The sequence below is a fragment of the Pleurocapsa sp. CCALA 161 genome (genome assembly GCF_003003995.1).
In the GTDB taxonomy this organism is placed as follows: Bacteria; Cyanobacteriota; Cyanobacteriia; order Cyanobacteriales; family Xenococcaceae; genus Waterburya.
Genome location: NZ_PVWF01000073.1, coordinates 1 through 25171, shown reverse-complemented (window position 1 = coordinate 25171; position 25171 = coordinate 1). Strand labels below are relative to the sequence as shown.

Sequence of the window (25171 nt, the reverse complement as noted above, 5' to 3'; positions counted from 1 at the left end):
AAGGAACTAAAAGCGGCAATTTCTCAAGGAAGATTGATTGCCTTGAGTGGTGTTGTGGGTTCGGGAAAAACCACCTTCTTACAAAAACTGATGACCGACTTGATCAAGAGTAAAGAAGTAGTGGTTTCTCGTTCTTTAGCAGTGGAATCGGATAAAGTTCGTCTGGTAACTTTAATTACGGCTTTATTCTATGATTTATCCCCAGATAAGGTGGAAAAAGTTCCTTCTAACTCGGAAAAAAGAGAACGGTTACTCCTAGAATTGATCAAAAAAGCCCGTTTTCCCGTAGCTTTGTTTGTGGATGATGCTCACGGACTGCATAGTACCACTTTGGTTAGCCTGAAAAAGTTAATTGAACTGGTACGCAGTAATGGAGAAAGGTTAAGTGTTATCTTGGCAGGACATCCCAAGCTCAAGAATGATTTGAGAAGACCTACCCTAGAAGAAATTGGAGGACGTACTCAGGCTTTTGCCTTGCAAGGTATTAGGGGTCATCAATCTGAGTACATTAATTGGCTTTTGACCCAAGCTACTTTTGAAAAAGTTCAACCTACCGACATTTTAGAAGCAGAAACTATTGACTATTTGAGTCAACGATTATCTACACCATTACAGATCGAGCAATATTTGACTCTGGCAATGAATGAAGCTTATCAGGTGGGGCTTAAACCGATTACTACTGACTTTATGGAAACGGTCTTGGCTATTGGGTTAGATGACCTTGAACCTAATTTAATTCGACATGGGTACAACGTTAGATCCATTGCCAGGTTACTTAATGTCAAACCTGCCGAAGTACGTTCGTTTCTTTACAATCAACTTCCTCCAGAAAAAATACAAGACATGAGAGATCAAATTCTCAAAATTGGTATTCCTCTGTAAGAAAGCCTGTTGATACTTAATGTGGGTCGAAGGGTGTTATTTCGGGCTACTGTCAGAATAATCTGGGTCGATTGTCATTTAATCTGGGTTTGAGCCATTTATAGTGTCATTTATTGTGGTCTCAAAAACGACATTATTGCGGGTCGGAGTGATTATGATTTCGGGTCGCTACACCTAAAGCTTTCTCTAAAACAGGTTGCAATTTGTGTACCCAATAATGTGTTTGAGAGCGATGAATGCCAAAAATGAATCCTGCCAAGTCAAACGTAGGATAGCATTTAAAGTAAAAGAGGATAAAGAATAACTTGGCGGTAATTGTTTGAAGTTGGGCTTTTCTTCCTCCTCCTACTGCTCGTTTTCTTGACTCTGATGGTAACGATTGCTGATATTGCTGTTCAAATGTTGGCACTAATGATTCAAAGGCTTTTTTATTTAATCCTGTTAAAGCTCTTAACAATCTATCTTGTTTGACTACTCCTTCAATCTTTAGCATTTGATTTCTCTTACGTCTGATTCTTTTTCTTTATTTTCTCTTATTTCCCGACAAGTCTAGTGAAGATACGAGTCTGATTTTTGAATATGAGTATTTGGATGCTAGTCAAACTTTTGATCGTGGAATACCTTTAGATCCAGTTGTGTTTGATCTTCCGATAGAGCTATTTTTAGGAGAACCAGACGATTTTATCGATGCTAATACCCACAGTTTTTACCTAACTTTCGACCATCGTTTCAACAAGAATATAAAGCTTCGCAGTGGATTTGCTGCCAGTATTTCCAATGATGACTATGCTGCTTTTTTACCAAATGATTTTGATTTAGAGAGCGGTCAAGTCAGTAGAATTTTTAGGGAAACTGACTTTTCTAGGGATAATCTTGCTTGGCAAACCGATCTGATTAGTGAATTTAAGACTGGTTCAGTAGAACATCAGCTAGTAGCAGGATTTGAGCTAGCGCACGACAGTGCTGTTACTGATAACGCTCCAGAGTTTGAAGACCCAGAAGCGGATGTGTCGCTGCCTATAAATCTGTTCAATCCACAGTATGGCACGCCGATTCCAGATAGTCGTAATACTTTTTTCAACAGTGAAGATACATCTAATACTTTGGGTTTTTATCTTCAAGATCAAGTTACTTTGTTATCTAATCTAAAACTTTTAGTAGGTGGTAGATATGATTTTGCTAATAGTGAAAGTAAATTTTTTGAAGACTTTCAAGGCGAAATTTCTGAAGGGTCTGATGAATTCGACAACGAAGCCTTTTCTCCCCGTGTCGGCATAGTCTATCAACCCATCGAACCAGTTTCTCTCTATACTAGCTTTAGCCGCTCTTTTGTACCAAACAACTCGACAACCAGCGAAGGCGAACTAATCGAACCAGAACGGGGTACTCAATATGAAGTAGGGGTTAAAGGGGAATTTAGCGATTTCTCCACTACTTTAGCTGCTTATGAAATTACCAAAACTAACGTTCCTAGAACCGATCCTGAAGACGATAATTTTTCAATTCCAGTTGGGGAAGTCAAAAGTCGCGGAATTGAATTTGACGTAGCAGGAGAACCTGTAAGCGGTTTGAATATTATTGCCTCTCTGTTCTTTAACGATGCTTTTATCTCTGTCGGAGATGAATTTAACCCAGAAGATGACACTTTAATAAATGCCCCTGGTAGCGGTGCTAGTTTGTGGACGAGTTATGAAATTCAGAAAGGGGAATATAAAGGTTTTGGTGCTGGTGCGGGATTGTTTTATGTGGGAGATGTAGAAGCAGAAATTCCCAATGATTTTGTGATTCCTTCCTATGTACGCGCTGATGCCAGTCTGTTTTATAACCGCGATCAGTGGAAATTAGGACTTAATTTTAAGAATCTGTTTGGTAAAGAGTATTTTGAATCGTCGCAGAACGATATTTTAATTTACCCTGGTGCGCCCTTTACCGTTCTGGGTAGTGTATCAGTGAAGTTTTAACAATGAAGAAATCCAAAAAGACGAGAGAATTAATTTTTCAAGGGCATCGCTATTTAGGATTGTTTCTCGGAATTCTAATTGCGATCACTGGTTTAACTGCCAGCATGATGATTGTGATGTTGGATACAGAGGAGTTTTTTATTCAACAAGGTATTGAACAGGTTACTCCCCAAGGCGAACGATTATCTTTAGAAGTTTTAAGCGATCGCGCAAAAAATGACTCTATAGCCCAAGGATACTCAATAGTTAACGGAATTTCTCCCTACACTTTTCCCAATCGACCTTTAGATTTGTAACTTGAACCATAAAATGGGAATAATAGAAGCATAAAATGGGACTGTTTCTATTTTGAGGAAACAATTACGTCTCTCCAATCACATCACGATGAGGTTGACGTACTCCAGGCTTGTATTTTCTTTTCTGAGCATTTGTTAAGCCAACAGAAGAATTATTGGTTGGTAAAACCAAAGAAGATACTCCTGATAAACCCAGTTTTTGACGTAGTAGAGTTAATTCTCCCGATTCAAACTGAAGTGCTTGTTCCCCTTCGATGGCTTCTGCTGCCATTTGGATGCATTTAGATACAGATGGTGCATAGGGTTGCCAATGCTGCTCAGTTAAAGTAGAAGCATTTTCATCCAGGGCTTTGCGATAAGCTTGAGTGAGCCAATCTTTTAGAATGCCGACACAGCCAATGCTTCGTTCGTAAAAATATTCCCAATGAGTTTCTAGTTCTGGTAGTCTATCCAAAGCCATTTTCTCTCCAAAGCTTTTGAGTACCCGTTGAAACTCCACTAAATCTGAGTCACAGTCGGCTTGATAACGAGAAAAATGAATGTCTATGCTACGACGAGAAAGTTGACCACTCAGATTACGAAATTCTAGTAATTCGTAAGTACCAAATAACCCATGTAAAGTATTTGTCATACTAGCCATTGACTGCATTGCATCCATTTGAGCTTGTTGCCTGCTACTGCTAGCCATCTTGGAAAATCTTTGAGCTTCATCAGTCAAAAAAACAATCATGCGTCGATGTTGTATATTGACAATTACCTGTTCTCTTAAGGTAGATAAATGACTTCTATTTGAACCGATACTCTTTTGATATCGTCTGCTTTTTTTTAGTTGACTTCTTTTGGAAATCAACTTCGATGGAACTGGTAAATCGGTTAGGGAAGTCAAAACACTTTGATAATAACTTTTCCAATCAAAACTGCCTGATTCGGGAGCGCGAGCTTCTGCTGTCGCTACTGGCAGATAATCAGAATCTTTGTCCATTCGCGGACAATGTTCCTCTAGCATGACTTTGCTAATCTGCTGTAATAGAGTGGTCTTTCCCACCCCTGTTGGACCAAACAAAAAAATTATTGAAGCTCCACCTGGATTACTTATTGCATCTCGGAACTCTTCGTAAGCTTTTTTGAGATGTGGATGTACTACTGTACAATCACGAAATAAATCTAACTTCTGTTGTTTAGATAGGGGAGGACGGTGACGGTCAGTGCGTCTATAAATGGGCATTACCAAAATTCCTCATAAGGTTTGATTTCTACTGGCTTTTGCGGCTGTGGAAACTCGGTTTCACTGACCACCGGTATAGTCTTTTGAGGAGACTCTGATTTGATCTCTTCATGACTAGAAATGGTCGATAAAATATCTTTAGTTTCCCCATCCTTTAACCTTTGCATGAGAATAGATTCAGTAGCTTGAGTTCCTTCTAGAAAATCTGCTAGAGCTTTAGCTGTGATGATAAATTTTTGGGAATGTTGTTTATGCTGTTGTCGCAACTCTTGTGTCGCTAATTGAATTTCTCGTTCCGAACGACCATGAAAAATACTGTAATACTGGGAGATGCAGCGAACCCATTGTCCTCGCACATAGGCATAGGCAACTCCCGCATCACTTGGGTCATACCTGACATTCACTCGTGTCTTTTCAATGCTGCCATTGCGAAAACTATTATGCCAATAGTAAAGATAGTTAATTTTGACTCCCTGATTGGATATGACTTTTGCCGTTCCCTTAGAGGTGGTGGGCAAGGTTAAAATGCGGAAGTTTTCATCGTAGAGAATTAATCGGCTCGGTCTTAAACCAGTTTGAGCTATACCTTGATGATAGGCATCAAAAGGACTCTGACCCAATGCGAGATGCTCTTGATGGTCATAAAATTCGTATACCCAATTACATAAACATTGATACAAACTCCCCAAAGTCCAAACCGCATGCCGACGTGGATTAACGGCGGTCGTAACCTGACGAGAGTTTTTTGTGATTTGTGTGTTACCTGCCAAATTGTGAATAAACATGGTGTTGGCAGTTCCGAAAAGACGCTCGCACACAGAACCAAAACGTGGTTTTCCCCCTGGTCTGGTTTTTGAGGTACATTCATACATTGCCAGTAGCCTTTCAAAATAAATGCTACTAAATTCTTTTCCTCCGTCCACTACTAGACATTGAGGAAAACGCCCATAACGACGAACACAGTCTCGCATCACCATCATGCAACTACGATACGATGGAGGGTCGAAAGTTAGATAAAGAGCTAAAATCCGCCGAGAATAGGCATCGCTTAAGAAAGTTACCCAAGGACGACCTAATATTGCTTGAGTTTTCGAGGAAACTAATTCGATATCTAGCTGGGTATGATCTAGATGGCAAATAGCCCAAGGACGATCTCCATGTCGCGGTGTGGTAAATTCCAATTCCCAGTAAAAAGGTTCATATTTGTATGCAGCACGAGAACCCTGACGTTTTTTTGTTTGTTCATAGTCAGGTCTACTATTACAAAATTTGAGAAAAGTTTTATAGCTGGGAACTGCGGTATTTTGCTGTTCGCAAGCATTGACTAAAGCTCCATATACTGCTCTTTTGCCTTTCTGTTTATAAGTTTCATAGTCCTGGGCAATATATTCATCCATCAGTTTCAGGGTCAAGGTAGGTAATTTTGATTGTCGATTACCTTTTTTGCTGTTTTGAGGCAGCAAACCAAGATAGCCATAACCTTTTGTTTGTTCGGCTTCTTTCCAACTTTGAATCCAACGATAAAAGCTACTTCTAGGAACGTTTTGATTTCTAGGAGAAGAGCCGATAAGGTAAGGTGCAACGATCCGATAACGTCGATTTGCTTCAGCACAATCTGACTCACTAGCATCAATAATCTCTGAATAAATCTCACTCTGGTTCTGAGTTTTATTGCTGATTACAGTTATTTTTCCTGAGCTTATCAATTCCTCAAAAACTGTAATTGTTAAGTTGATGAGATTTTGTGGTGGATTTAATAGTGTTACCTCTGTCGAACCCAGGTTGAGAACTTGCCAATTAATTCCATCCCAAATTATTTGACTTCCGACATCTGGTTTAACCAATATCTGGTTGTTTGTGTCCCCAAAATTTTCTGATTCAATTGGTTGGGGAATTGAATAGGCTGTTTCAACAGAAAGAAAGAGTTGAACTTTTTTCGCTTCACTGGCTAAATCCGCAGCACTCAAATCAATGTAGAGTTTCTTGGTCGCGATTAGCCTGTAAATTTCGTCGGGGTTAAATTGCAATTCCAGTAGCTTTGATAGTGTTATTCCTGGTTGCGTTGCTACTAACCCCATAATTTTTTCTTGGTTAGATATTGGCGTGTCTAACTCTGTAGAAGCTCGAGAGTAATCTTCCAAGAAGTATAGATTTCGTTGAAGATACCAATCAATTTCAGTTTCTGTGCGAACCAGGTAGTAAAGCCCCCTAACATTTGCATAGTCTTCTCCTGGAGGACACTGCCATCGACCTGGTTCAACTTGCTGGTAGCGGTTGGGCATCTTTACTGTCAGTTGTGTCAATTCTTGTGTTGTTTTCCATTCTTCCCAACCAGCACGCTCTTGACGTATCACAAAAAAATCATGAGTATGCTCTACTCCTACCTGACGACCCGACGCACTTTCGTAGTTCAACTTAATCTTTGGTGGTTGGTCATAATATTCCAGTACCCCGCTATCGTATTCCATTGAATAGATCCCTGCGAGTTCATGGTGATGGCTTTCAAATTGAATAGTCATCCCCATTTTTTGACTGGGATAGCGACCACTAACATTTCCTCTCCGACTTTGTACTCTCCGAGAGGGCGGTGAAGAGCGAATTTGTTGGATTTGTTCTCTTGTTGACTCTCTTAATTGAAGCTTGAGACACCAATCACGAAATTGTGAGCTGTTTAGCATGGCATTTCCGCTCTCGGAATAGCTGTTCTTTTAAGCTGATTTTAACTTATTTAGTCTCATTTTATGCTTCTATTTTTAGCAGAAGTCTCACTTTATGGTTCAACAATTTTTCCCTGTCAAAAATTTAGTTGACGAATTTACTGGCTTTTAGAGTTTAAACTGTCCCATTTTATGATTCCACTATTCCCACTTTATGGTTCAAGTTACAAGATTCTCCTGCTTCTATCAGTTTATCAAAGCCAGATAATGAAGATGATTGGATAGATGTGATTCTCAATCCTTATACGGGGAAGGTTTTGGGTAAAGCCCCTGAACGCCAGGTTCTTGAAACTATCCTAAACCTCCACTACACCTTGCTGGCAGGAAAGGCAGGAGAGATTGTCATGGGCATGACAGGATTACTCGGTCTTATTTTGATGGTAACAGGAATCGCCTTGTGGTCAGGATGGCGCAAACTAGCAACGGGATTCAAGATTAAGTGGAAGGGACATCTTAAACGCCGTAATTTTGGCATTCATCAAGTAGCAGGGATTTTTAGTGGTGTTTTCCTATCAATGGCGTTATTTACGGGATTTATTTATAACTTTCCCGACTTTACCTATCCCCTCATCTATCGACTAACTTTTTCCCCTGTCCCACCAGCAGAGTTTGTTTCGACTCCCATTGCTGGTAAATCAACCATTACTCTCACTGAAGCTTTGAATGCCATTAATCGTGAGATTCCTGACGGGATTTTTACTCAAATCGATCTACCTCAAACAGCAACCGATGTCTATCAAGTACGCAAGAAAGTACCAGGAGATTGGTATGGTAATCCTAAATACGGTAGGAGTTTTGCTCAAGTTGATCGCTATAGTGGCAAAGTTTTAAGTGCAGTTGATATTACCAAAGCATCTTTAGGAGAAAAGATCGCTAATGGTATGGATATTTTTCATTTTGGTTTGTTTTGGGGAATTGGGGGGAGAATTATTTACTTTTTGGCAGGTTTGTCACCCACTATTTTATTGATCACTGGCTTTACTATGTATCGCTTACGCCGTCGTCATCCAAAACTTCAAACTCAAGGCGATTAGGCTCCGCCTACGCTTCGCGATCGCCTAAATACTAAACATTAAAGTTTTTACCAATGTCAATTTCAAATATCTGTCAAAAAACTATTTCTATTTTTTCAGTCACCCTGACTCATTTAATGCTTACATCTCAATCAACAGCAGCTAATCCAGCAAATCTACAATCTTTATCTATTTCTCAGCCAACTATTACCCCTAATTGGCTATCTCTGGGAAAGTTTCGATGTTGCCCGCCTTTGATCTTAAAGCGATCGCGAAGCGTTCCCGAAGGGAAATCGCCATTAAACCATCTACTCAAAATTGGATAATAACTAATTCTTTTCGTGCAGCTTATGTTAGTTGGGATCGCACTAAAAATATCTCTAGATCGCGACTAGAAACCGAACGAGAATTTGATTATGATGAGTTTCCTCTAGAACAGTTTCATAACCTAATTTTAGAAACCAATCAAGAGTTTGACACTGAAATCAAACAAGCAACTACAATTGGCATAGAAATTAATAAAAATCCTTTTTTGCTTTCTGGAGAAGGGATTGATTCTACTTCTACACCTCAAGCTTTTTCAACTTCTATTCTGCCGAGTCCTTATGTTACCGAAGATTTTATTAGTAAGAAGAATTATCTAGGGTTATTCATCGAACATGAAATGACATTGAGCGATCGCCTATCGCTTAATTTTGAAGGAACTCTCGATCTAGTAATTAGCGACACCACAGACTTACCTGAACTACCTTCGGTCGAACCAATTGAGAATAATAATTTTTATCCTGAACTTAGTATTAATTATGAGTTAACTGATAATACTTTTCTGTTTACTACTGTTAGTTATTCTGCCGAACCAATTGAAGGAACAGATATTAACGACAACCCTTTTGATTCCGAGACATATCAAGGTTTAGAACTAGGGATTGAAACCAAATTAGGTGATAATTGGCTCGCGACGCTTTCTTTCTATCACGAAACTCAGAATAACATTACTATCACCGACCCCAATGAACCCGATTTTGAGTTACAGATTAACGAGCAAACTAGCAATTCATGGACTGGAGAAATAAGTGGCGAAATTATTCCTGGTTGGTGGGTTTATGGATTTTATACCTATACCGATGCCAATGTTAGCGAAGATGAAGTAATTACAGTAGGAAGTTCGGTTGCAGGAGTGGCAAGTCATAGCGGTGCTTTCTGGACTAGCTATGAGGTTACTCAAGGTGTTGGGCAGGGTTTGGGTTTTGGGAGTGGTTTTTCTGTAAATGGCGATCGCGCAGCGTGGGCTACGCCCAATCGCCCCAGTGATTCGGAGAATAGTTCTACTTTACCTAGATATCTGCAAACTGATGCAGCTATTTTTTACTCTCAAGACAATTTTAGAGCAGCAATCAGCCTCCAGAATTTGTTGAACGCAGGTATAGAGGATGAAGAAGTGGCAAGGCGATCGCTTTTTAGTACGTTATTGTTTCAGTTTTAAACTATATTTTTTGAAGAACATGGCTGGTTTGTGACGAAGAAAGTAATTCCAGAAGACATAATAGATCGCATGTTTACCGCTAGCGAAGAATTTTACAATGGCGATCTCGATGCTGAATTGCCAATTGCAGGATGTTCTAACTGGAAGAAAGGAGATCCCTTAGCAGTCAGAAATAATGAATATATTTCCTTCCAGAAAAGGGCTTTTCATCAGCTTTCACTACAGCCGATAATTGGTGCGATCGCAGCTCGATTGATGGATACCGATACAGTAAGGTATTTTCAAGATCAGTTGGTTAGCAAAGAACCTAATCATCAAGATAGTACTAAAGTTGGTTGGCACACAGATTGCTCCTACCACTCAAACTGCACATCTCATAAGTTGTTGACAGTTTGGATTCCTCTTCATGATGTTGATGAAGAACATGAACCGTTAGTGATAGTTGATAGCAGTCATAAGTGGAGGCAAACAAACCATATGAGGGGATTTAACCAAAATAATCATCGTGAAATAGAGCAAAGTTTTATTCGACAAGGAAAAGAATTTAGCAAGATTCCCATCGTGCTTAAGGAAGGCCAAATCAGCTTTCATTGTTCATCTTTAGTTCACGGTAGTTACCAGAATCGAAGTAATATGATGCGTCGTGTAATCGTATTAAATGTTCAAGATGGTGACAATCGTTATCGACCTTTTTGGAATAATGGCAAGCAGATCCATCATTATTTAGATAGTCTTTGTCGTAAGCAAGCTAATGACCTCCCAGATTACACTGACCTTGCTATTTTTCCTGTGATTTGGTCAGACCTGAAAAACAATAACGCTAATTAAAAATTTTCGTATGAGCAATCAAACTATTTTTGACCACTATTTCCCATCTTAATTTTTAGCAAGACTTCATCTATATCTCGAATTTCTCGAATGTTCATGTAAATTTTGTTCCGAACGTTCTCTTGCTACGACAATCTCCCATATTTCTGACCAACGCTCCTCAATTAAACTTCTCATTTTTGCTGATTGCCATTGAGGGAGGCGATTTTTACAGTTGCGATCGTGTGTATTCATGATTAATTTTTACTTACTAACAACCCTATTTTTTTCTAAGAACCAAAATTTTTAAGGTACAACAAACAGTTGATGGTTAGGGCATCACGGAAGTATAGTTTCTGACACGATCTCTAACCATTTTTTTAGAAAGGACAAAATTCAACGCTTACTTTTTCTAGGTTTGCTCTTGATTCTCCAACAGTCATCTAGCCAATCGATTAATTCACTACGAGATGCGGTGGATTGTTTAAAAACGGAGCAAAGCTGGGCGATCTCGTTAGGAGTATTTAGTTCAACCTGTACTGGTTGATTTGTAGAGCATTGACAGGGAATTTCTAACTCTTGTAAACGATGGTATATAGTCCATCTTTCTGTATTCTTGATGGTAACTATATGCATGATTGGGTGAGAAGTTGGACTCAATTTCATGGTTTTACTAAAAGAGAATTATTTCTATCTTGGTTTCACTCAATGTCAGCTTTCAAAAATGTAATTGAAAACTCTAAGTATTTATACAGAGACGAGATTGGCTTTTTTTTCTCAAATCTAATATACAGCTTAATGCAAACTAATTGCAATAATTATAAGCGAGATTGCCAAAAATCAGGATCGAAATCGCTGTTTACCATATCTGATGGAGTTGCAAAAAACTTACTGTTGACTGATTCTCCGTCAGCTATTTCGTGTTAAATTGATATCGTCAATAAACTTAGTCTTAATGAGAGAGCAAGAGTATGTCCGCTACAACAGGTTTGTTACGTCCTTATGGTCATGTCGAAGAAAATCCAGTATTGTTAGATAAAAATGTAACCGAGCCTATATGCGAAGGCTTTAATGCGGTTTTATCCAGCTTTCAAGGCTTATATCTGCAATATCAGAAACATCATTTTGTCGTCGAAGGTTCAGAATATTATTCGTTGCATGAATTCTTTGCCGAAAGCTATGAAGAAGTTCAGGAACATGTTCATGAAATAGGTGAAAGACAAAACGGTTTGGGTGGTATTCCTGCTGCTAGCTTCAGCAAATTAGCGGAACTATGTTGCTTCCAGCAAGAAGAAGATGGCGTATTTGGCGAACGAGAAATGGTGGAGCATGACTTGGCAGCAGAACAAGCAATCATTAAACTGCTACGTCAGCAAGCTGCTCAAGCAGAAAGCTTAGGCGATCGCGCTAGTCGTTATTTATACGAACAGATTCTACTTAAAACTGAAGAAAGAGCTTATCACTTACATCACTTCCTAGTTCACGATAGTCTGACTTTGGCTTTCGTTGGTAATAGTGCCAATGGCTCAAACTAACCATAAGGATAACAAGTCTCCTCTAAACAAATAGCCTTAGAAGAGACAAGCGATCTCGCTTCTATATGTTGCCAGAATTTCATTATCTTTCTGCCCGTATAATCAGGAAAAAAGTAATGGAAGAAATGATGTCCTTCAGGATTTATCCACAATATATCATCATCCTTGAGATAGTCTGACCATCCTTGCAAAGCAGGGCGATCGACAATACCATCATTTTCACTACCACACACCATCATCGGCATTGATACACCACCTGCATCAATTCGATGTAGTTGATAGAGAGAATGAGCAGTGGGGGCACTGTGTAAATCTTGTTTGAGAATTTTTACCAAATTTAAAACGTTGCTTCGGCTTTGATGACCAAACATCATTTGCACCATTCTTCCTAGAAGAATGTTTTGGCTACAGGACAACAGTTTGCGCATCTGATAATAGTGAGCTTGCCAGTCAATACTCGGAGCAGAACCTACTCCCAACAAAGTTAAAGATTTTACGCGGTGCGGATATTTACGAGCATATAGTAATCCTAGCAAGCCGCCCGTACCATGACCAATTAAATTAATTGCTTGAGATTTAGACTTAAGATAGTCGTGGAGTAATGTCAAAGCTATATCCAGCGAACTTGCTTCATCTAAATCCTGATTATATTCCCAATAGGCTATGGGCACTTGATTCGATAAATAGCGAATAATTCGGCCGTCAAAATGTTTAAAACTAGGATTGGCATTAATCCAAATTGGTGCTGAAGAAGAAAATGTGTTCATTTAAAGAAATTGATAAATTGAGCTTTTAAGCGCGAATACTTGGGTATTTTTTTGGTGTTGCTACACTGATTTTGGCAACCATTACACATACTGCGCTGGTTATCGCGTAAAAAGTCTCGACAACCGATCGCCTTTTCGGACATAGCAACCGTTGGATTAACCGTACACTTGAGTCGGTAGTCTCCCGTGAAATAAATGCATTTGTCACAGGGGATTTGGTGAAGGCGTTGAAGATGTTGCACTGCTTGTTTGACTACCGCGAGCGATCGCCAAAATAAGCTAGTGAAAATTATTGTCCAAACACTAAAACACAAGACTAGATGTACCATGAGTAGATGATTCTAGAAATTGCCAAAAAGAAGAAAAGGGAAGAGCAACAGACAATGTTGGCTCATTATATTCAGGTACTCTTCCCGTTCTTTGGAGAGGAGAATCCCCAAACTTGTTAAAAAGCTCTTAGCTCTTAGCCAATAGCTTCTTTTTACAGAGCAAATTCAGACTTGAGTTGTATCGTCCATTGCTGAATTCGCTCGTCTGTTAATTCTGATTGATTATCTTCATCTAAAGCTAGTCCGACAAACTTACCGCCTTTGTCTGCTTTTGATGCTTCATGTTCGTAGCCGTCTGTAGACCAATGACCTACTGTTTCCCCGCCTAAACTGGAAATCTTTTCTTCCAAGATTCCCATTGCATCTTGGAAATTATCTGCATAGCCGACCTGATCGCCAGTGCCGAAATATGCCACTTTTTTACCACTGAAGTCAATATTATCTAAATCATCTTCATAAAAGCCTTCCCAATCAGCCTGCAAACCGCCGATATCCCAAGTAGGGCAAGCAATAATAATGCGATCGTAGTTGGCAAAATCGCTATCAGTTACATCGGCAATTTCGTGGAGTGCCACAACACTTGTACCTCCTAATGCATCTTGTATTGCTTCTGCTGCTTCTTCTGTTTTGCCTGTAGTTGAACCGTAAAATAGACCAATTTGAGCCATGATTATTTTCCTGCTAATTTGTTTACTAGTTTGTAGAGACTGGATTTGCCATGAAAAAATTAGATAGTGCCAGAAAAAATAGCTTTTAGCACATCGAAATGGTCATAAACTTGGTAGGCGAAGAAAGCTCCACCCATACCACCGACTAGAAACGCGATCGCAAATTGATTCCAACCACCCGTAGTTTTTAGCTCGTTCGGCACATCTGGATTGACAGTAGAATAAGTGAGAAAATCAGACTGCCATTCTTGATTGAAGGAGGCTGCACCATAAATTGCTAAACAAGTAGTTAGAATCAACACTAATCCGCAAGCACTAAGTAGACCAATGAGATTAGCTTGTTCGGTATTTCTTTGAGGTCCTAAAAGAGCAAAAGGACCAAAGAGTAAATAGCCATGAGCCATGCCGATTTCTAGCCCTCGAAATAGAGGAGAAAGACCAGTCCGATAAAAAGGAATATTCCCTAATAACCACTTACTAAAATCAGAGGAGTTAAGAGGAGTTTTGAGATTACCCACCAAAGGATCGTCTGAGACAACCAGAGAAACATCACGGGCATTAAAATCAAATTCTTTCACTGCGCTTCTAGCTCGACTAGCATGCCAGATATGACCCAAGAGAAACAAGACTGCAAATGCAATATGAAAAGTAGCTAACCATCCCCTGGCAGTAACTATTCCTGTATCATTTTTAATTAAACCAACAGGACCATAAAAGACTTCAGGATAGGCTGTAGCATTAACAGTACAGAAGTAAGCTGCTAAAAATCCCATATAGGAAATTGCCCCCAGGCTATAGGAAAGATAAGCTTCTCCTGAATAGACCAGCACTCGGCGCGCCCAACCAAAAGGCTTGGTGGCGATATGCCAAAAACCACCCAAGATACAAATCGAGCCAACCCATAAATGACCGCCGATTATATCCTCCAGATTGTTAGCTGCTGCCATCCCTGACTTGCCAAAGGCTCCAAACAAGTAACCAAATATAACAGCAGGATTAACTGTCGGGTCGGTTACGATTCTTACCCGTCCCATCTCTCCCACCCAAGGATCAAATATACCACCCCAAAACATAGCTTTGAATGCCAGCAAGAATGCACCGGTACCCAATAAGACCAAATGAATACCAATAATCGTAGTCATCTTGTCCGTGTCTTCCCAGTCATAACCGAAGAAGCCAGCAAAAGTATCATCTTGCTTTAGTAATGTTGGCGCAATCAAAGAATGATAAATTCCCCCTGCACCCAATACCGCAGAAGAAATTAGATGCAAAACACCTACGACAAACATGGGATAAGCATTAACAATTTGTCCTCCATCACCAACGCCTAAACCCAAAGTAGCCAAATGGGGCAACAAGATTAGACCTTGTTCGTACATTGGCAAATCTGGACTATGGCGAGATAACTCAAATAAAGTCATCGCCCCAGCCCAAAAGACAATTAGCGCAGCCTGGGCAATATGCGCCCCTAGCAATCTACCTGATAAATCTTTTAAACGAGCGTTGCCTCTCCACCAGGGAATATCGGAAACACCATTCATTCCTTGAGGATTTTCCATTATGGCGGTCACAATCAAAATCTCCTTGTTTTAGTTATTGCTTTTAATTATCAATAATCCTTTCAATCACCATACAGACAAATAGCACTTATTGACAACTATTTTCTTTTGAACTTAATATAATGTTGACAAGAAGTAGCTTAAAAAGTAGCTTCATTATTTTGAAAAAGCCTATAAATATAAGATTGACAAATTTAAAATCTAGACTTGAACTATCAAAACAAAGGCTCGGACAAGATAATTAAGCACATAGTTTATTAAGTTTTGTCAGAAAAGACTTGAAAGTAATTATCATTAATGCAAAATTAAATTGTTGCTAACTTATTGAGAATATTTAGTAACAAGTTTTACAAAATTAATTAAGAGGTTTCGTTTTGCAGACATACGATAAACCCCAAGTTAAGTACGATTGGTGGGCAGGCAACGCGCGTTTTGCCAATCTGTCTGGCTTATTTATTGCTGCTCATGTAGCTCAAGCTGCATTAATTGTGTTTTGGGCAGGAGCATTTACGTTTTTTGAACTATCTAAATTCGATCTGACTCTACCAATGGGAGAACAAGGATTAATTCTGATCCCCCACCTGGCTACTTTAGGCTTAGGTGTTGGTGAAGGTGGACAAGTTGTTGATACCTATCCCATGTTCGTCGTGGGTGCAGTACATTTAATATCTTCTGCGGTGCTAGGTGCGGGTGCATTATTTCATACCTTTAAAGCACCAGTGGATTTGAAAGAGGCGAGGGGAAAAGCCCGTAATTTCCATTTTGAATGGGGTGATACCAAACAATTAGGAATTATTCTGGGTCATCATTTATTGTTTCTGGGTTTAGGTGCATTGGCTTTAGTAGCTAAGGCGATGTTCTTTGGGGGACTTTATGACGTTAATATTCAAGATGTGCGCGTCGTCACCGATCCTACTCTAAATCCCGCGACTATTTTTGGTTATCAAACTCATTTTGCATCGGTAGATAACCTCGAAGATTTAGTCGGCGGTCATGTGTATGTAGGCTTCTTGCTCATCGGTGGTGGTATCTGGCATATCATTACTCCTCCTTTGGGCTGGGCAAAGAAACAGCTAATCTTTTCTGGAGAGGCAATTTTATCCTATTCCCTTGGTGGTATTGCTCTAGCGGGCTTTGTAGCTGCTTACTACTGTGCAGTCAATACTCTGGCTTATCCCCCAGAATTTTATGGCGCACCTTTGCAAGTCAAATTAGGAGTTGTGCCTTACTTTGTTGATACCGTAGCGTTACCTCCTGGTGTACATACTGCTCGCTGCTGGTTGTCTAACGCTCATTTCTTCCTGGCGTTTTTCTTCTTGCAGGGGCATCTTTGGCATGCCCTTAGAGCGATCGGTTTTGACTTTAAGCGAGTCACCACTGCTTTAGACAATGCAGGGACTCCCCAATCTGGTGAAACTATAGTCGGCAAGCTATCCGCATCACAAAAAACAGCTACAGAAGGAGCTGTAGATTAGGGAGGTTTACAAGAGCATTGTTTTTGTGTTCTCATTTATAGCTTAATGTGAAATATGTTTTGCATTGAGCTTTTCTTTTTATTTAGTAGATACAAATTGAAAACTCATGACATCATCAACAAACGTTTCAATCAATAATTCAAGTGATAATTACAGTTGGCTATCGGGTAATGCTCGTTTAATTGATTTGTCGGGTCAGCTATTGGGGGCGCATGTTGCCCATGCCGGACTAATTATGTTCTGGGCGGGATCAATTACGCTGCTGGAATTGGATCGTTATATGCCAAGTATTCCCCTAAACGAACAGGGTTTATTATTACTCCCCAATCTCGCTCGTTTGGGTTGGGGTGTGAATTCAGGGAATGAAGTTATTAGCCTCTATCCTTATTTTGTCGTTGGAATGCTTCACTTAGTTGCTTCTGCGGTATTGGGTGCAGGGGGATTGTTTCACGTCTTTCGCGGTGCAGCTAATCTCAAGGATGCTTCTGGGCGGGCAGCTAAATTTCATTATGAATGGAACGATCCCAAGCAATTGGGTTTTATTTTGGGTCATCACCTGATATTTTTAGGCGTAGCAGCATTACTATTTGTCGGCAAAGCAATGTTTTGGGGCGGAATATATGATTCTGTGGCAGGTAATGTACGACTAGTTACCGAGCCTACTTTAAATCCCGCAATTATTTTTGGCTATCTTTTTGGCTTGAAGGATGGAGTTTGGAATCCTTGGGGTATGGCTGCGGTAGATAATCTAGAAGATGTGATCGGCGGTCATATTTGGGTGGGAGTCGCCTGTATTGCTGGTGGTGCTTGGCATATTGTTAAAGAGCCTTTTGGATTTGCCAGAAATAGTTTGACTTATAACGGACACGCCATACTTTCCTATAGCTTGGCGGGGATTGCATTAATGGCGTTTACTTCTGGCTACTTTGTCGCTTTTAATCACATTGCTTTTCCTCCCAAACTATATGGTGCAGATTTAGGTCAGTTTGCGGGAGTACAGTTTACTTTGTGCGCTACTTTCTTAGCCGGTCATGTATGGCACGCGCTTAAATCTAAGGACGAATATGGAATCTTAACTGAGAAGGATAAGTTTAACGCGATTATAACTGGATTTATCGTACTGGCGATCGCCGTGATTAGCCTAATTCTTCTTTCGGTTAGAGTATAAATAAAATATTGCACTTAGTAAGCCTTTTCTTGAGAGGAGGCTTACTAAAAAAGAATCAAAAACCAAATCACAAAAGAGTGTTTTGAGCGAATATTTAAAGCCTGGTTGCTATTTAAAAGTAACAGGGATGCGGAAAAATAAACTACATCAAGCAAAAGTTGAGTATAAAGCCTATCGAATAGAATTACTTTCAGAACAAGTTGTTCCTAGTAAAGCAACCACAGTAGCAAGTAAAGCAACAGTACTAGAAAAGATTTATTCAATGTAGTCAAAAATCAATCTCAATTCTTGAGGCGGGATTATTCTCTTGGCAATTAAGAACATGGGTATAGACAGCAGTAGTTTTAGGATCGCTATGTCCCAAAAAGTCCTGAACCTCCCTTAACGAAGAACCGCTTTGTAGACTCAAAGTCCCTGCGGTGTGACGTAGGCTGTGGGGAGAAAGATTTCGTTCAAAATTACTATGTTTCAAACCACATTTTTCTAAGTAACTATCAACGACATGACCAATGCCTCTTTTAGACAAGCGTTGAGCGTAACGACGATTAGATAAGGAAATAAGTAAGGGAGAGGTTGGGGTTAGCTTCTCTTTGGCTTTCATGCGAGCTTGACGATACTGAGCTATTTCTGATCCCAAGTCAGAGCGTAAAATAATAGTTCGGATACTGTTTTTACCATCTAGCTTAAGATAATACTGACCGCCCGATTCGCTAAGATCACCTAGATTAGCTCGATACATTTCGATACTGCGACAACCTTGGAGTGCCATACAACCTAGTAAAATGCGATCGCGCAATACCTGTATTCTAGTGATATTATCTCCTCTAATCTTGTAGACAGGCAAAACACTGTCAATTAATTGCTGCAATTCTTCCAAGCTCAAATAATTAATCGTACTGCCAACTTCTCGTTTTTCCCGTGGTGCTTTTACCCCCAGCACTGGATTTTCCTTAACCAATTTTTCTGCCAAACAAGCAGTATAAAAATGCTTGACAGCCAGTAAAGATAAACGAATTGTGGTCGATGTTTTCGACTCATCAACCAAGTGCTTACGATATTCAAGGATATTTTGCTTCGTGATCAGGGCTGGATAAAGTTCTTGCTCTTTGCACCAGTCAAGAAACTGAGCAACACGACTCTTATAGGTTTTAATCGTATCCACACTGGCATTGCCATCAGCAATAGTTAGGTTAAGATATTGCTCAAAACAGTTCCGCATCACACGAAGCGTAGGTAAAGTAGAGATAGTAGCGATCGCCGTTCGACCACCCCGCTCAAATCTACCTTTATTCAATCGCCGAATAGCCATCCCTTTTTCCCTTAACCTTGACCCCTTCCCCTCAGAGAAAAGCAATTTAGAATCCTATAAAAAGTTTACTACGTAGAAGTGCTGTTATTCGCCCTAAAAGTTGTAAAATTGGTGAGTAATCAGAGCAAATTAGGGCATATTATAGCTTGTATGTTCTCTCACCACAAGAAGCGCAGTTAAGGGATAAATTAGAGCATCAGGTACGGACGGGCTTCGTGCTTCGAGGTCAGGCACTGAGGACGATTAAGCGGTTAAAATTGTATCGCGATCGCTTTTCGGATTTTGAGTCTTATTGCGATCAAGTTTTTGGTTTCACGATGCTTTATATTGAGCGTTGTATGATTGCAGCCGAGACTTACTATCAGATCGAAGAGTATTTAAAGACCCAGGGTCTTAATGACCCAAAACCAACTAAACAGAAGCAATTGCGACCAATTTTCCAAGCTCATTTAAGCCCAATTGAAGCTGGTGAAGTTTGGGTGATGGCAGTGGGGATCGCCTTGGGTCAAGTGCCTTCTTATTCGATGGTAAAAACGGCAGTCAAAGCTTACCAGGAGCAAAAATATCCGACCATTAATCCTTTTGCTGAAGGGGAGATATGTCGAATCAAATCGGGCGTGCCAGGTAAGACCAATTGCTGGTGTGTGGTATCATCCGTTAGGAAAGATGAGTGCGTAGTAAACACTTGGGACGGTGAATATACGATTTCAGTTTCAAACCTCTCACCGATGAAATTTACTCACCTCCAAGAAGAGCAGATTCTGGATTTGGGGGCAAGAATGACTGCTCTTTATGAAGTGGGGGAATTAGATGAAGCCGCACTGTGGGTACTAAAGGGATTAGAAAAGCTAAATCGCTCTCAGCTTAATTCAATTGAGGAAAGGTTACTACGGTTACTGGAAGAGGAATATTTAAATTAGTTATCTTGATAATTTATTTAAGTTAAGCGATTATCTTTTAGTTGGTGGCTTTGCCAATCGCGCTATCGACTTAAAGCTTTTTTGAAATAATTAATTTGGAAATTATTGCCCGCCAATAGTAAAAGCGTTATCCCAAAATTTAGCTGTAGGATATGCTATCTGCTAAAGCATTCATCAATGCTTCAAGCTGCGCCTTAGACATTAAGCCTTCTTTGATTGCCTCCGCCATAAAATTGGTATCCAAATTTAAGACCTCGCTGTTCGTTTGCATAATCTCATTAACGAGATCGGCTTGTTTATTGGGTATTACTGATGTCTCTGGGAATTTTTGCCAGTTTTCAGCTTGCTTTCGGATACCAATGCAAGCACCATATAGTAATAACTTGAACTCAAATAGTTCCTCTTGATCGAATCTGTTGGTTTGATAAATGATAGTTTTAATTTTAGGAGATAAATGTTTGCTTATCGGTAATTTATCATTTTCGTTGTATCGCAGTAATAGCCATAAATGGTCTATGGATTCGATATCTAGGCTGACTATCAATTTGAAAATATTATCCCGAACCATTTGTTATGACTGGCTTATTAGTAGTTATGTGGACAGAGAGGATGACATCAAGCATATAAAACCTATCTACTTCTCTATATAAAGCACGCCAGTATAGTTCAAATTTTCAGGAAATGCCAAGGGTGCTAGCTAATCAATTCTAGTTTTTCTGGGGAGGCTTCAGCCTGAGACTGCTTATTTGGCTTTTTTTGTTCTAGGGATGCAATTCTGGGGCTAAAACCCTTCATTATTTCTGCCACCTTTTCTGGCGCTATGTTTTTGCCGATCTGAAAAGGTCTAGCACCTAGATCGAATCCGCAGTAAACTAATTTTTCTGCTATTTGATAGGCAACGCGGTGCATTTTTAAATTATCGAAAAAGTTTTTCTGATCGAGACAGGAAATCACCATTAGAATTGCCGTCTTAGAATCTAAGTCATCTAAGATCAGCTTTCGTAGGTCGATTTTATCTAATAGGGAAACAATTAACTGTCGTATTTGCGACTCTTGCTTGAGATTGGCGACTTCTTGAGGGTCAAGCTTTTGTAACGCATTATCACTGCTAAAGGAAATTTTGGCTGCTTGTTCTAGAGAATAACCTGATAGAATAAGACTGTAATATAGCCTTGCTCCTGGTTTGGTCGCTTCAAATGCAGCCAAAATCCTTTCGATTAAGGCAAGTGATGGTAAATATGAAGGATTTTTACCTATAGTATTACTGAGGTTAGTTCTAGTTGTTTCGGCTAACTCAGCTAGCTCCTCATAAGTTAGTCCTACGACTTTCCTGGTCTTGCTAAGAGCTTCTACATGAGTTGGATACTGGTTTATAATTTTGCTGCTCATTATCTATCTTCTTTAACAAATATTACGATTTGTTTTAGCTGTAAAGCCAATATTGTATTTATATAGTAGATTAGTTGGTAAGTTGATATTGATTATTTTTGTTAAGATGTCATTTGGCAATATTGATGAATGTCAATGTCAAAAAAGATTACTTCGTAACAAGTAAGCTACAAAACGATTTGGGTTAAAACCGATGCCTCATGATACACCTCAATCTTATAACTGTATCTAGAAAAATGTTAGATAAACAACAAAATATTTGGATAAACACTTTATGTTCGGCCAAATGAACCAAGTAAGAAGATGCTTGAAAGGATATCACCTGCTAAACTCACTAACCACTATTAAATTTTAAAAATATTGAGACGGCTCTCTTCAGAAAAACCTTACCCGAAGAGACCATCTATCTCAATTTCACTCTTAATGTCTATACCGCCAAGTATGGACTTAGTGAACAACGTATGTTGCCATACGTAGATTACAAATATCTGGTTGACCACCTGGATAATTTTGTATCTTTGATATAGATGATCCTAGCAGTAATGAGGCTAATCTGACAAGGGGGCTTTCTCTCAAAAGAGAGATTATGCCAACTGTAAAACCACCCAAAATCAATCATTCTAGACTATTACCCGTTTCGCCAGTCGTCACGAAACTATTAAAATTCTTTAGCCATCACTGGGATTTTATTCTCAAAAGAGAAGGGGAAAGCTGGTACACCGAGACGAGATATAGATTAAACCCTCGAAATTTTGAGAGCTACTGGCAAGATCCTAAAATTAGCTTGGGTTTGCGTTTTGCGGGGCAAACTAAATTTGGCTGTCTAGATTTAGACGAAAATAGTGCTAATAATCCTTTGGTTAATCCCAAGCGTTACCGTAAGCTGCTACAAACTTTAAGGAAAATCGGCATCAAGGAGACAGTATTAATACGCTCTAGCAGTAACCGAGGGGTACACTTATTTTTCTTTTTGCCCCTAGGGATAAATAGCTTTAATCTTGCCTGTGCGTTGTTTAGAGTTTTAAGCGAAAACTGTTTTGCAATTAAGTCTGGGGAACTAGAAATATTTCCCAACACTAAAAGATATAAGAAGAAAGGCGAAGGATTTTCGCTGTTTAATGGCTTGCGCGTACCCATGCAGCCAGGCTCAGGAGCAACTCTACTAGATCCTAAAACCTTTGAACCAGTCCCAGGAGGTGCAGAAAAATTTGTCGAGCTGATGAATAGCTCAGGCGATCGCCAAGACTTTAAGCTATTAAAAGAATGCTGCAATACGGCTCGTGATTGGTACTGTAATTTTGCTCTCAATAAACAAGGTCGCGCTCAATGGCAAAAAGATATTGAGTACAGCCTAAAGTTTGGATTTACTGGTTCTGGACAAACTAACGATATCCTCAAAAACTTGGCAAACCTAGGGAGAGTATTTTATGGCTCGAATACAGTTTCGGCTTTGGCTAAATTTATTCACGAACGAGTTATCGATTTACCAGGGTATATAGATCACTGCGGTCATCAAGATGAGATTGAAAAACGGGCTTTTGAGTGGGCAACTTCGGCGATTAACTATTGGAGTGCTTGGGCAAGCACTCCCCAAAGAAAGCAAAACTTTACCGAACTATGGACTCTTCAAGAGCAGTTATCGGGAGTTGAGCCAGAAGTAAAAGCTGCACATAGAGGCAGATGGGGATGGGTTAACCAAAAGCGTAGCGATGAAACCATGTCTAGATTAAAAACTATTTTGGCTGAATACCCCTTAGATACTATGCCCAAAGGAGTGCTTAAACGAGTTGATTTCATCAACGAAAGGTGTCATGTGATGTTTGGCACTAAGTTTAGCCGTAACACCCTTAAAAAGCTCGAATATCGCACGTTGTGGCATCCCAAATATACTCAAGAGGTAGTTACTCAAAAAGAGCCAGGTTTTAGCTTTAAATTAGCAATGGGCTGCTTGAGTGCGATCGCTCAAAAAATATTTGTCACAATTAAACTACTTATAAACTCCGAAAAAAAGCATATTACAGAAAAGCAACAATCAAAAAAAGAAGCCAGCAAAGCCATTCAAAAAGCGATTGCACCCCCTACTTGTAGTACGCTGCAAAATGCATCTAGCAAAATCCCTGAAACACAAGCTATACAAGAGTTTTCTCAAAGCGATCGCACATTAGTGAAGTGTTGTGTAGGGCTTACTCCATATTTAGTGTATAGAGTATTTGTACTTAAGCTGGAGTTAATAAAGCAAGACATTAAACAAAAGCTTGATAACTTGTTTACGCTTGAAATTAAAACCTCAGAAACTAAGCTGAAAGAAATTGGTAAAGCAAGAAGAAAGAATAGTTATTTTTATCACGGACTAGAGGTTAGTTCTCGTTCAGCGTCTAACCGTCGTGAAGATGAGTTGATTAATCTTAAGTCAGGAATGAAAGTTAGAATTTTAACTGATATTCATTCTTCGTCTTTGGGAGATGATTGTAGACAAATTATGGTCTACGTCAAACTGATAAAAGTTGAAAGCAAAGAAAAATCCCCAGAAAAATATTTAGTTCCGCTGAATACTTTAATTTATGCAACAAGTACCGATTCCTATATTAATCTAATCCTTCCTCAAATTAAAGGTTTAGTTGATGCTTTAGGCTTAACTAAGGAAGATTACCTGCAATATATCGAACAGATCTATGGCGTAAAAAGAACTGGACAATTGCGGTCTACAAAAATATTTGAAGTAGTTACCCATTTTCAAAATCTGTTCTACAGTGTATTTGACAAATCGGTAACAGTTTAAAACCGATCTTCATTATTCATTTCTGAATGTGAGTACTAAAGAATGTGATTTAGATAAAGCAGTATAAAATTATTACACAACATTTATATCAATACTATGGCTCAACTAGATATAACCAAAGCTAAAGCCGAACTATCCAAACTCCTAGATCTTGCTATCAAAGGAGAAGAAATTGTTATTACCCAAGATGACCAACCAGTGGCTAAAATATCACCAATTCAACGACCCTTAAAGAGAGGTAGTGCTAAAGGTAAGGTCTGGATGAGTAATGATTTCGACGAGCCTTTAGAAGACTTTCAGGAATACATGGAATGAATTTATTATTAGATACTCATGTATTTTTATGGTTTGTAAGCGATCATCCCAAACTAAGCAACCACTTCAAAGATTTAATTGAGGATGATGATAATGTTAGTTATTTAAGCATGGCTAGTCTTTGGGAAATGTCGATTAAATTCAACTTAGGCAAATTAAGGCTAGACCCCAACTACGAAGAATTTGTTGAAAGAGAAGTAATCACAAGCAGTATAAAGTTACTGAGGATTGAATTAGAGCATTTCAAGATAAATGCTGCTTTGCCTTTCCATCATAGAGATCCCTTCGACCGTCTTATAATTGCACAAGCCGTAGTTGAAAATTTACCTATCATATCTGTTGACTCAGCTTTTGATAAATACTCAGTCACTTTGATTAGTTAACTGTTTGGCTTCACTTTAAATTACTTATATTTACTACTGCTTACGCAGAATATCTAGCAAAGAAGTAAGAATGGGTATTTTATGCAACCAAGCACTCATCAAAAACAAGTAATTAACGTGAGTTCGACGAAAAAATTAGAAACAAAGAAAGGCTGAGATGTAAACTCAGAATAAGCAAAAATACTGAGTAT

Annotated in this window: 26 protein-coding genes; 14 read left to right on the top strand and 12 right to left on the bottom strand. The window is 39.3% G+C overall.

Annotation, left to right across the window (positions count from 1 at the left end; genetic code table 11):
- Nucleotides 1–882: AAA family ATPase (locus C7B62_RS16720; protein ID WP_106239192.1), on the top strand; the 882-nt coding region annotated here is incomplete at its 5' end.
- A 133-nt stretch (nt 883–1015) separates the two neighbouring features.
- Here the strand turns inward: C7B62_RS16720 and C7B62_RS16715 are convergent.
- Nucleotides 1016–1375: a transposase family protein gene (locus tag C7B62_RS16715; RefSeq protein ID WP_106239189.1), complete on the bottom strand. Its 360-nt coding sequence runs from the start codon at nt 1373–1375 to the stop codon at nt 1016–1018.
- Nucleotides 1376–1391: 16 nt separating this feature from the next.
- On the opposite strand from C7B62_RS16715, the gene C7B62_RS16710 reads away from it, so the two are divergent.
- Nucleotides 1392–2843, top strand: a complete 1452-nt coding sequence (locus C7B62_RS16710; protein WP_106239185.1) for a TonB-dependent siderophore receptor — start codon at nt 1392–1394, stop codon at nt 2841–2843.
- A 2-nt stretch (nt 2844–2845) separates the two neighbouring features.
- Nucleotides 2846–3139, top strand: coding sequence for a hypothetical protein (locus tag C7B62_RS16705; RefSeq protein WP_106239181.1), 294 nt, complete (start codon nt 2846–2848; stop codon nt 3137–3139).
- A 64-nt stretch (nt 3140–3203) separates the two neighbouring features.
- Here C7B62_RS16705 and C7B62_RS16700 read toward each other — a convergent pair whose 3' ends face one another.
- Both C7B62_RS16700 and C7B62_RS16695 read right to left on the bottom strand, forming a co-directional pair.
- Complete coding sequence (locus tag C7B62_RS16700; protein WP_106239178.1) at nt 3204–4364, bottom strand: ATP-binding protein; 1161 nt, start codon at nt 4362–4364, stop codon at nt 3204–3206.
- Nucleotides 4364–7042 (bottom strand): Mu transposase C-terminal domain-containing protein, encoded by a 2679-nt coding sequence (locus tag C7B62_RS16695; RefSeq protein WP_106239175.1) that lies wholly within the window; start codon nt 7040–7042, stop codon nt 4364–4366. The genes C7B62_RS16700 and C7B62_RS16695 overlap by 1 nt, the downstream gene beginning before the upstream one ends.
- 182 nt (nt 7043–7224) lie before the next feature.
- Between C7B62_RS16695 and C7B62_RS16690 the strand changes: the two genes are divergently transcribed.
- From C7B62_RS16690 to C7B62_RS16680, 3 genes are all read left to right on the top strand, one after another.
- Nucleotides 7225–8115 (top strand): PepSY domain-containing protein, encoded by an 891-nt coding sequence (locus tag C7B62_RS16690; RefSeq protein WP_106239172.1) that lies wholly within the window; start codon nt 7225–7227, stop codon nt 8113–8115.
- Nucleotides 8116–8335: 220 nt separating this feature from the next.
- A complete protein-coding gene (locus tag C7B62_RS16685; RefSeq protein WP_106239169.1) occupies nt 8336–9577 on the top strand; it encodes a TonB-dependent receptor in 1242 nt (413 codons plus the stop codon).
- 3 nt (nt 9578–9580) lie between these two features.
- The gene (locus C7B62_RS16680; protein WP_106239166.1) at nt 9581–10405 is read left to right on the top strand and encodes a phytanoyl-CoA dioxygenase family protein; all 825 of its coding nucleotides are present in this window, start codon (nt 9581–9583) and stop codon (nt 10403–10405) included.
- Nucleotides 10406–10471: 66 nt separating this feature from the next.
- On the opposite strand, the gene C7B62_RS25765 is transcribed toward C7B62_RS16680, so the two are convergent.
- Together C7B62_RS25765 and C7B62_RS16675 are read right to left on the bottom strand one after the other, a co-directional pair.
- Nucleotides 10472–10639 (bottom strand): hypothetical protein, encoded by a 168-nt coding sequence (locus C7B62_RS25765; RefSeq protein ID WP_158260696.1) that lies wholly within the window; start codon nt 10637–10639, stop codon nt 10472–10474.
- Nucleotides 10640–10780: 141 nt separating this feature from the next.
- Nucleotides 10781–11050, bottom strand: coding sequence for an Asr1405/Asl0597 family protein (locus C7B62_RS16675; protein ID WP_106239164.1), 270 nt, complete (start codon nt 11048–11050; stop codon nt 10781–10783).
- 305 nt (nt 11051–11355) lie between these two features.
- Between C7B62_RS16675 and C7B62_RS16670 the strand changes: the two genes are divergently transcribed.
- Complete coding sequence (locus C7B62_RS16670) at nt 11356–11919, top strand: Dps family protein (RefSeq protein WP_106239161.1); 564 nt, start codon at nt 11356–11358, stop codon at nt 11917–11919.
- Here C7B62_RS16670 and C7B62_RS16665 read toward each other — a convergent pair.
- The 4 genes from C7B62_RS16665 to C7B62_RS16650 form a co-directional block, all read right to left on the bottom strand.
- A complete protein-coding gene (locus C7B62_RS16665) occupies nt 11916–12686 on the bottom strand; it encodes an alpha/beta fold hydrolase (RefSeq protein ID WP_106239157.1) in 771 nt (256 codons plus the stop codon). The two genes, C7B62_RS16670 and C7B62_RS16665, sit on opposite strands and share 4 nt — an antisense overlap.
- Nucleotides 12683–13015 carry a hypothetical protein gene (locus tag C7B62_RS16660; RefSeq protein WP_199194234.1) on the bottom strand — a complete coding sequence of 111 codons (333 nt, stop codon included), beginning with the start codon at nt 13013–13015 and terminating at the stop codon, nt 12683–12685. The genes C7B62_RS16665 and C7B62_RS16660 overlap by 4 nt, the downstream gene beginning before the upstream one ends.
- A 152-nt stretch (nt 13016–13167) precedes the next feature.
- On the bottom strand, nt 13168–13683 hold the full coding sequence (gene fldA, locus C7B62_RS16655) for a flavodoxin FldA (RefSeq protein ID WP_106239153.1): 516 nt from the start codon (nt 13681–13683) through the stop codon (nt 13168–13170).
- 59 nt (nt 13684–13742) lie between these two features.
- Complete coding sequence (locus C7B62_RS16650; RefSeq protein ID WP_233220008.1) at nt 13743–15254, bottom strand: chlorophyll a/b binding light-harvesting protein; 1512 nt, start codon at nt 15252–15254, stop codon at nt 13743–13745.
- Between the two features lie 362 nt (nt 15255–15616).
- Here C7B62_RS16650 and C7B62_RS16645 point away from each other — a divergent pair, with 362 nt between their 5' ends.
- The 3 genes from C7B62_RS16645 (at nt 15617) to C7B62_RS16635 (ending at nt 18153) form a co-directional block, all read left to right on the top strand.
- Complete coding sequence (locus C7B62_RS16645; protein WP_106239146.1) at nt 15617–16717, top strand: chlorophyll a/b binding light-harvesting protein; 1101 nt, start codon at nt 15617–15619, stop codon at nt 16715–16717.
- 106 nt (nt 16718–16823) lie between these two features.
- A complete protein-coding gene (locus C7B62_RS16640) occupies nt 16824–17885 on the top strand; it encodes a chlorophyll a/b binding light-harvesting protein (protein WP_106239143.1) in 1062 nt (353 codons plus the stop codon).
- Nucleotides 17886–17967: 82 nt separating this feature from the next.
- The gene (locus tag C7B62_RS16635; protein ID WP_106239139.1) at nt 17968–18153 is read left to right on the top strand and encodes a hypothetical protein; all 186 of its coding nucleotides are present in this window, start codon (nt 17968–17970) and stop codon (nt 18151–18153) included.
- Here C7B62_RS16635 and C7B62_RS16630 read toward each other — a convergent pair whose 3' ends face one another.
- Nucleotides 18154–19194: a tyrosine-type recombinase/integrase gene (locus tag C7B62_RS16630; protein ID WP_106239136.1), complete on the bottom strand. Its 1041-nt coding sequence runs from the start codon at nt 19192–19194 to the stop codon at nt 18154–18156.
- A 146-nt stretch (nt 19195–19340) separates the two neighbouring features.
- Between C7B62_RS16630 and C7B62_RS16625 the strand changes: the two genes are divergently transcribed.
- Entirely contained in the window at nt 19341–20114 is a 774-nt protein-coding gene (locus C7B62_RS16625; protein ID WP_106239132.1) for a hypothetical protein, read from the top strand.
- A gap of 139 nt (nt 20115–20253) precedes the next feature.
- On the opposite strand, the gene C7B62_RS16620 is transcribed toward C7B62_RS16625, so the two are convergent.
- Together C7B62_RS16620 and C7B62_RS16615 are read right to left on the bottom strand one after the other, a co-directional pair.
- Complete coding sequence (locus C7B62_RS16620; protein ID WP_106239128.1) at nt 20254–20682, bottom strand: hypothetical protein; 429 nt, start codon at nt 20680–20682, stop codon at nt 20254–20256.
- Nucleotides 20683–20807: 125 nt separating this feature from the next.
- The gene (locus C7B62_RS16615; RefSeq protein ID WP_106239125.1) at nt 20808–21503 is read right to left on the bottom strand and encodes a hypothetical protein; all 696 of its coding nucleotides are present in this window, start codon (nt 21501–21503) and stop codon (nt 20808–20810) included.
- Between the two features lie 586 nt (nt 21504–22089).
- Here C7B62_RS16615 and C7B62_RS16610 point away from each other — a divergent pair.
- From C7B62_RS16610 to C7B62_RS16600, 3 genes are all read left to right on the top strand, one after another.
- Nucleotides 22090–24282, top strand: coding sequence for a hypothetical protein (locus C7B62_RS16610; protein WP_106239120.1), 2193 nt, complete (start codon nt 22090–22092; stop codon nt 24280–24282).
- Between the two features lie 96 nt (nt 24283–24378).
- A complete protein-coding gene (locus C7B62_RS16605) occupies nt 24379–24597 on the top strand; it encodes a type II toxin-antitoxin system Phd/YefM family antitoxin (protein WP_106239117.1) in 219 nt (72 codons plus the stop codon).
- Nucleotides 24594–24980, top strand: coding sequence for a type II toxin-antitoxin system VapC family toxin (locus C7B62_RS16600; RefSeq protein WP_106239113.1), 387 nt, complete (start codon nt 24594–24596; stop codon nt 24978–24980). Before C7B62_RS16605 ends, C7B62_RS16600 begins: the two co-directional genes overlap by 4 nt.
- Nucleotides 24981–25171 lie beyond the last annotated feature (191 nt).

What these genes read in the sequence shown, in the direction of transcription:
- C7B62_RS16715 (WP_106239189.1), bottom strand. Translation starts at nt 1,375, where the DNA reads ATGCTAAAGATTGAAGGAGTAGTCAAACAAGATAGATTGTTAAGAGCT.
- C7B62_RS16705 (WP_106239181.1), top strand. Translation starts at nt 2,846, where the DNA reads ATGAAGAAATCCAAAAAGACGAGAGAATTAATTTTTCAAGGGCATCGC.
- C7B62_RS16700 (WP_106239178.1), bottom strand. Translation starts at nt 4,364, where the DNA reads ATGCCCATTTATAGACGCACTGACCGTCACCGTCCTCCCCTATCTAAA.
- C7B62_RS16695 (WP_106239175.1), bottom strand. Translation starts at nt 7,042, where the DNA reads ATGCTAAACAGCTCACAATTTCGTGATTGGTGTCTCAAGCTTCAATTA.
- C7B62_RS16685 (WP_106239169.1), top strand. Translation starts at nt 8,336, where the DNA reads ATGTTGCCCGCCTTTGATCTTAAAGCGATCGCGAAGCGTTCCCGAAGG.
- C7B62_RS25765 (WP_158260696.1), bottom strand. Translation starts at nt 10,639, where the DNA reads ATGAATACACACGATCGCAACTGTAAAAATCGCCTCCCTCAATGGCAA.
- C7B62_RS16675 (WP_106239164.1), bottom strand. Translation starts at nt 11,050, where the DNA reads ATGAAATTGAGTCCAACTTCTCACCCAATCATGCATATAGTTACCATC.
- C7B62_RS16670 (WP_106239161.1), top strand. Translation starts at nt 11,356, where the DNA reads ATGTCCGCTACAACAGGTTTGTTACGTCCTTATGGTCATGTCGAAGAA.
- C7B62_RS16665 (WP_106239157.1), bottom strand. Translation starts at nt 12,686, where the DNA reads ATGAACACATTTTCTTCTTCAGCACCAATTTGGATTAATGCCAATCCT.
- C7B62_RS16660 (WP_199194234.1), bottom strand. Translation starts at nt 13,015, where the DNA reads ATGGTACATCTAGTCTTGTGTTTTAGTGTTTGGACAATAATTTTCACT.
- fldA (WP_106239153.1), bottom strand. Translation starts at nt 13,683, where the DNA reads ATGGCTCAAATTGGTCTATTTTACGGTTCAACTACAGGCAAAACAGAA.
- C7B62_RS16640 (WP_106239143.1), top strand. Translation starts at nt 16,824, where the DNA reads ATGACATCATCAACAAACGTTTCAATCAATAATTCAAGTGATAATTAC.
- C7B62_RS16630 (WP_106239136.1), bottom strand. Translation starts at nt 19,194, where the DNA reads ATGGCTATTCGGCGATTGAATAAAGGTAGATTTGAGCGGGGTGGTCGA.
- C7B62_RS16620 (WP_106239128.1), bottom strand. Translation starts at nt 20,682, where the DNA reads ATGGTTCGGGATAATATTTTCAAATTGATAGTCAGCCTAGATATCGAA.
- C7B62_RS16615 (WP_106239125.1), bottom strand. Translation starts at nt 21,503, where the DNA reads ATGAGCAGCAAAATTATAAACCAGTATCCAACTCATGTAGAAGCTCTT.
- C7B62_RS16610 (WP_106239120.1), top strand. Translation starts at nt 22,090, where the DNA reads ATGCCAACTGTAAAACCACCCAAAATCAATCATTCTAGACTATTACCC.
- C7B62_RS16605 (WP_106239117.1), top strand. Translation starts at nt 24,379, where the DNA reads ATGGCTCAACTAGATATAACCAAAGCTAAAGCCGAACTATCCAAACTC.
- C7B62_RS16600 (WP_106239113.1), top strand. Translation starts at nt 24,594, where the DNA reads ATGAATTTATTATTAGATACTCATGTATTTTTATGGTTTGTAAGCGAT.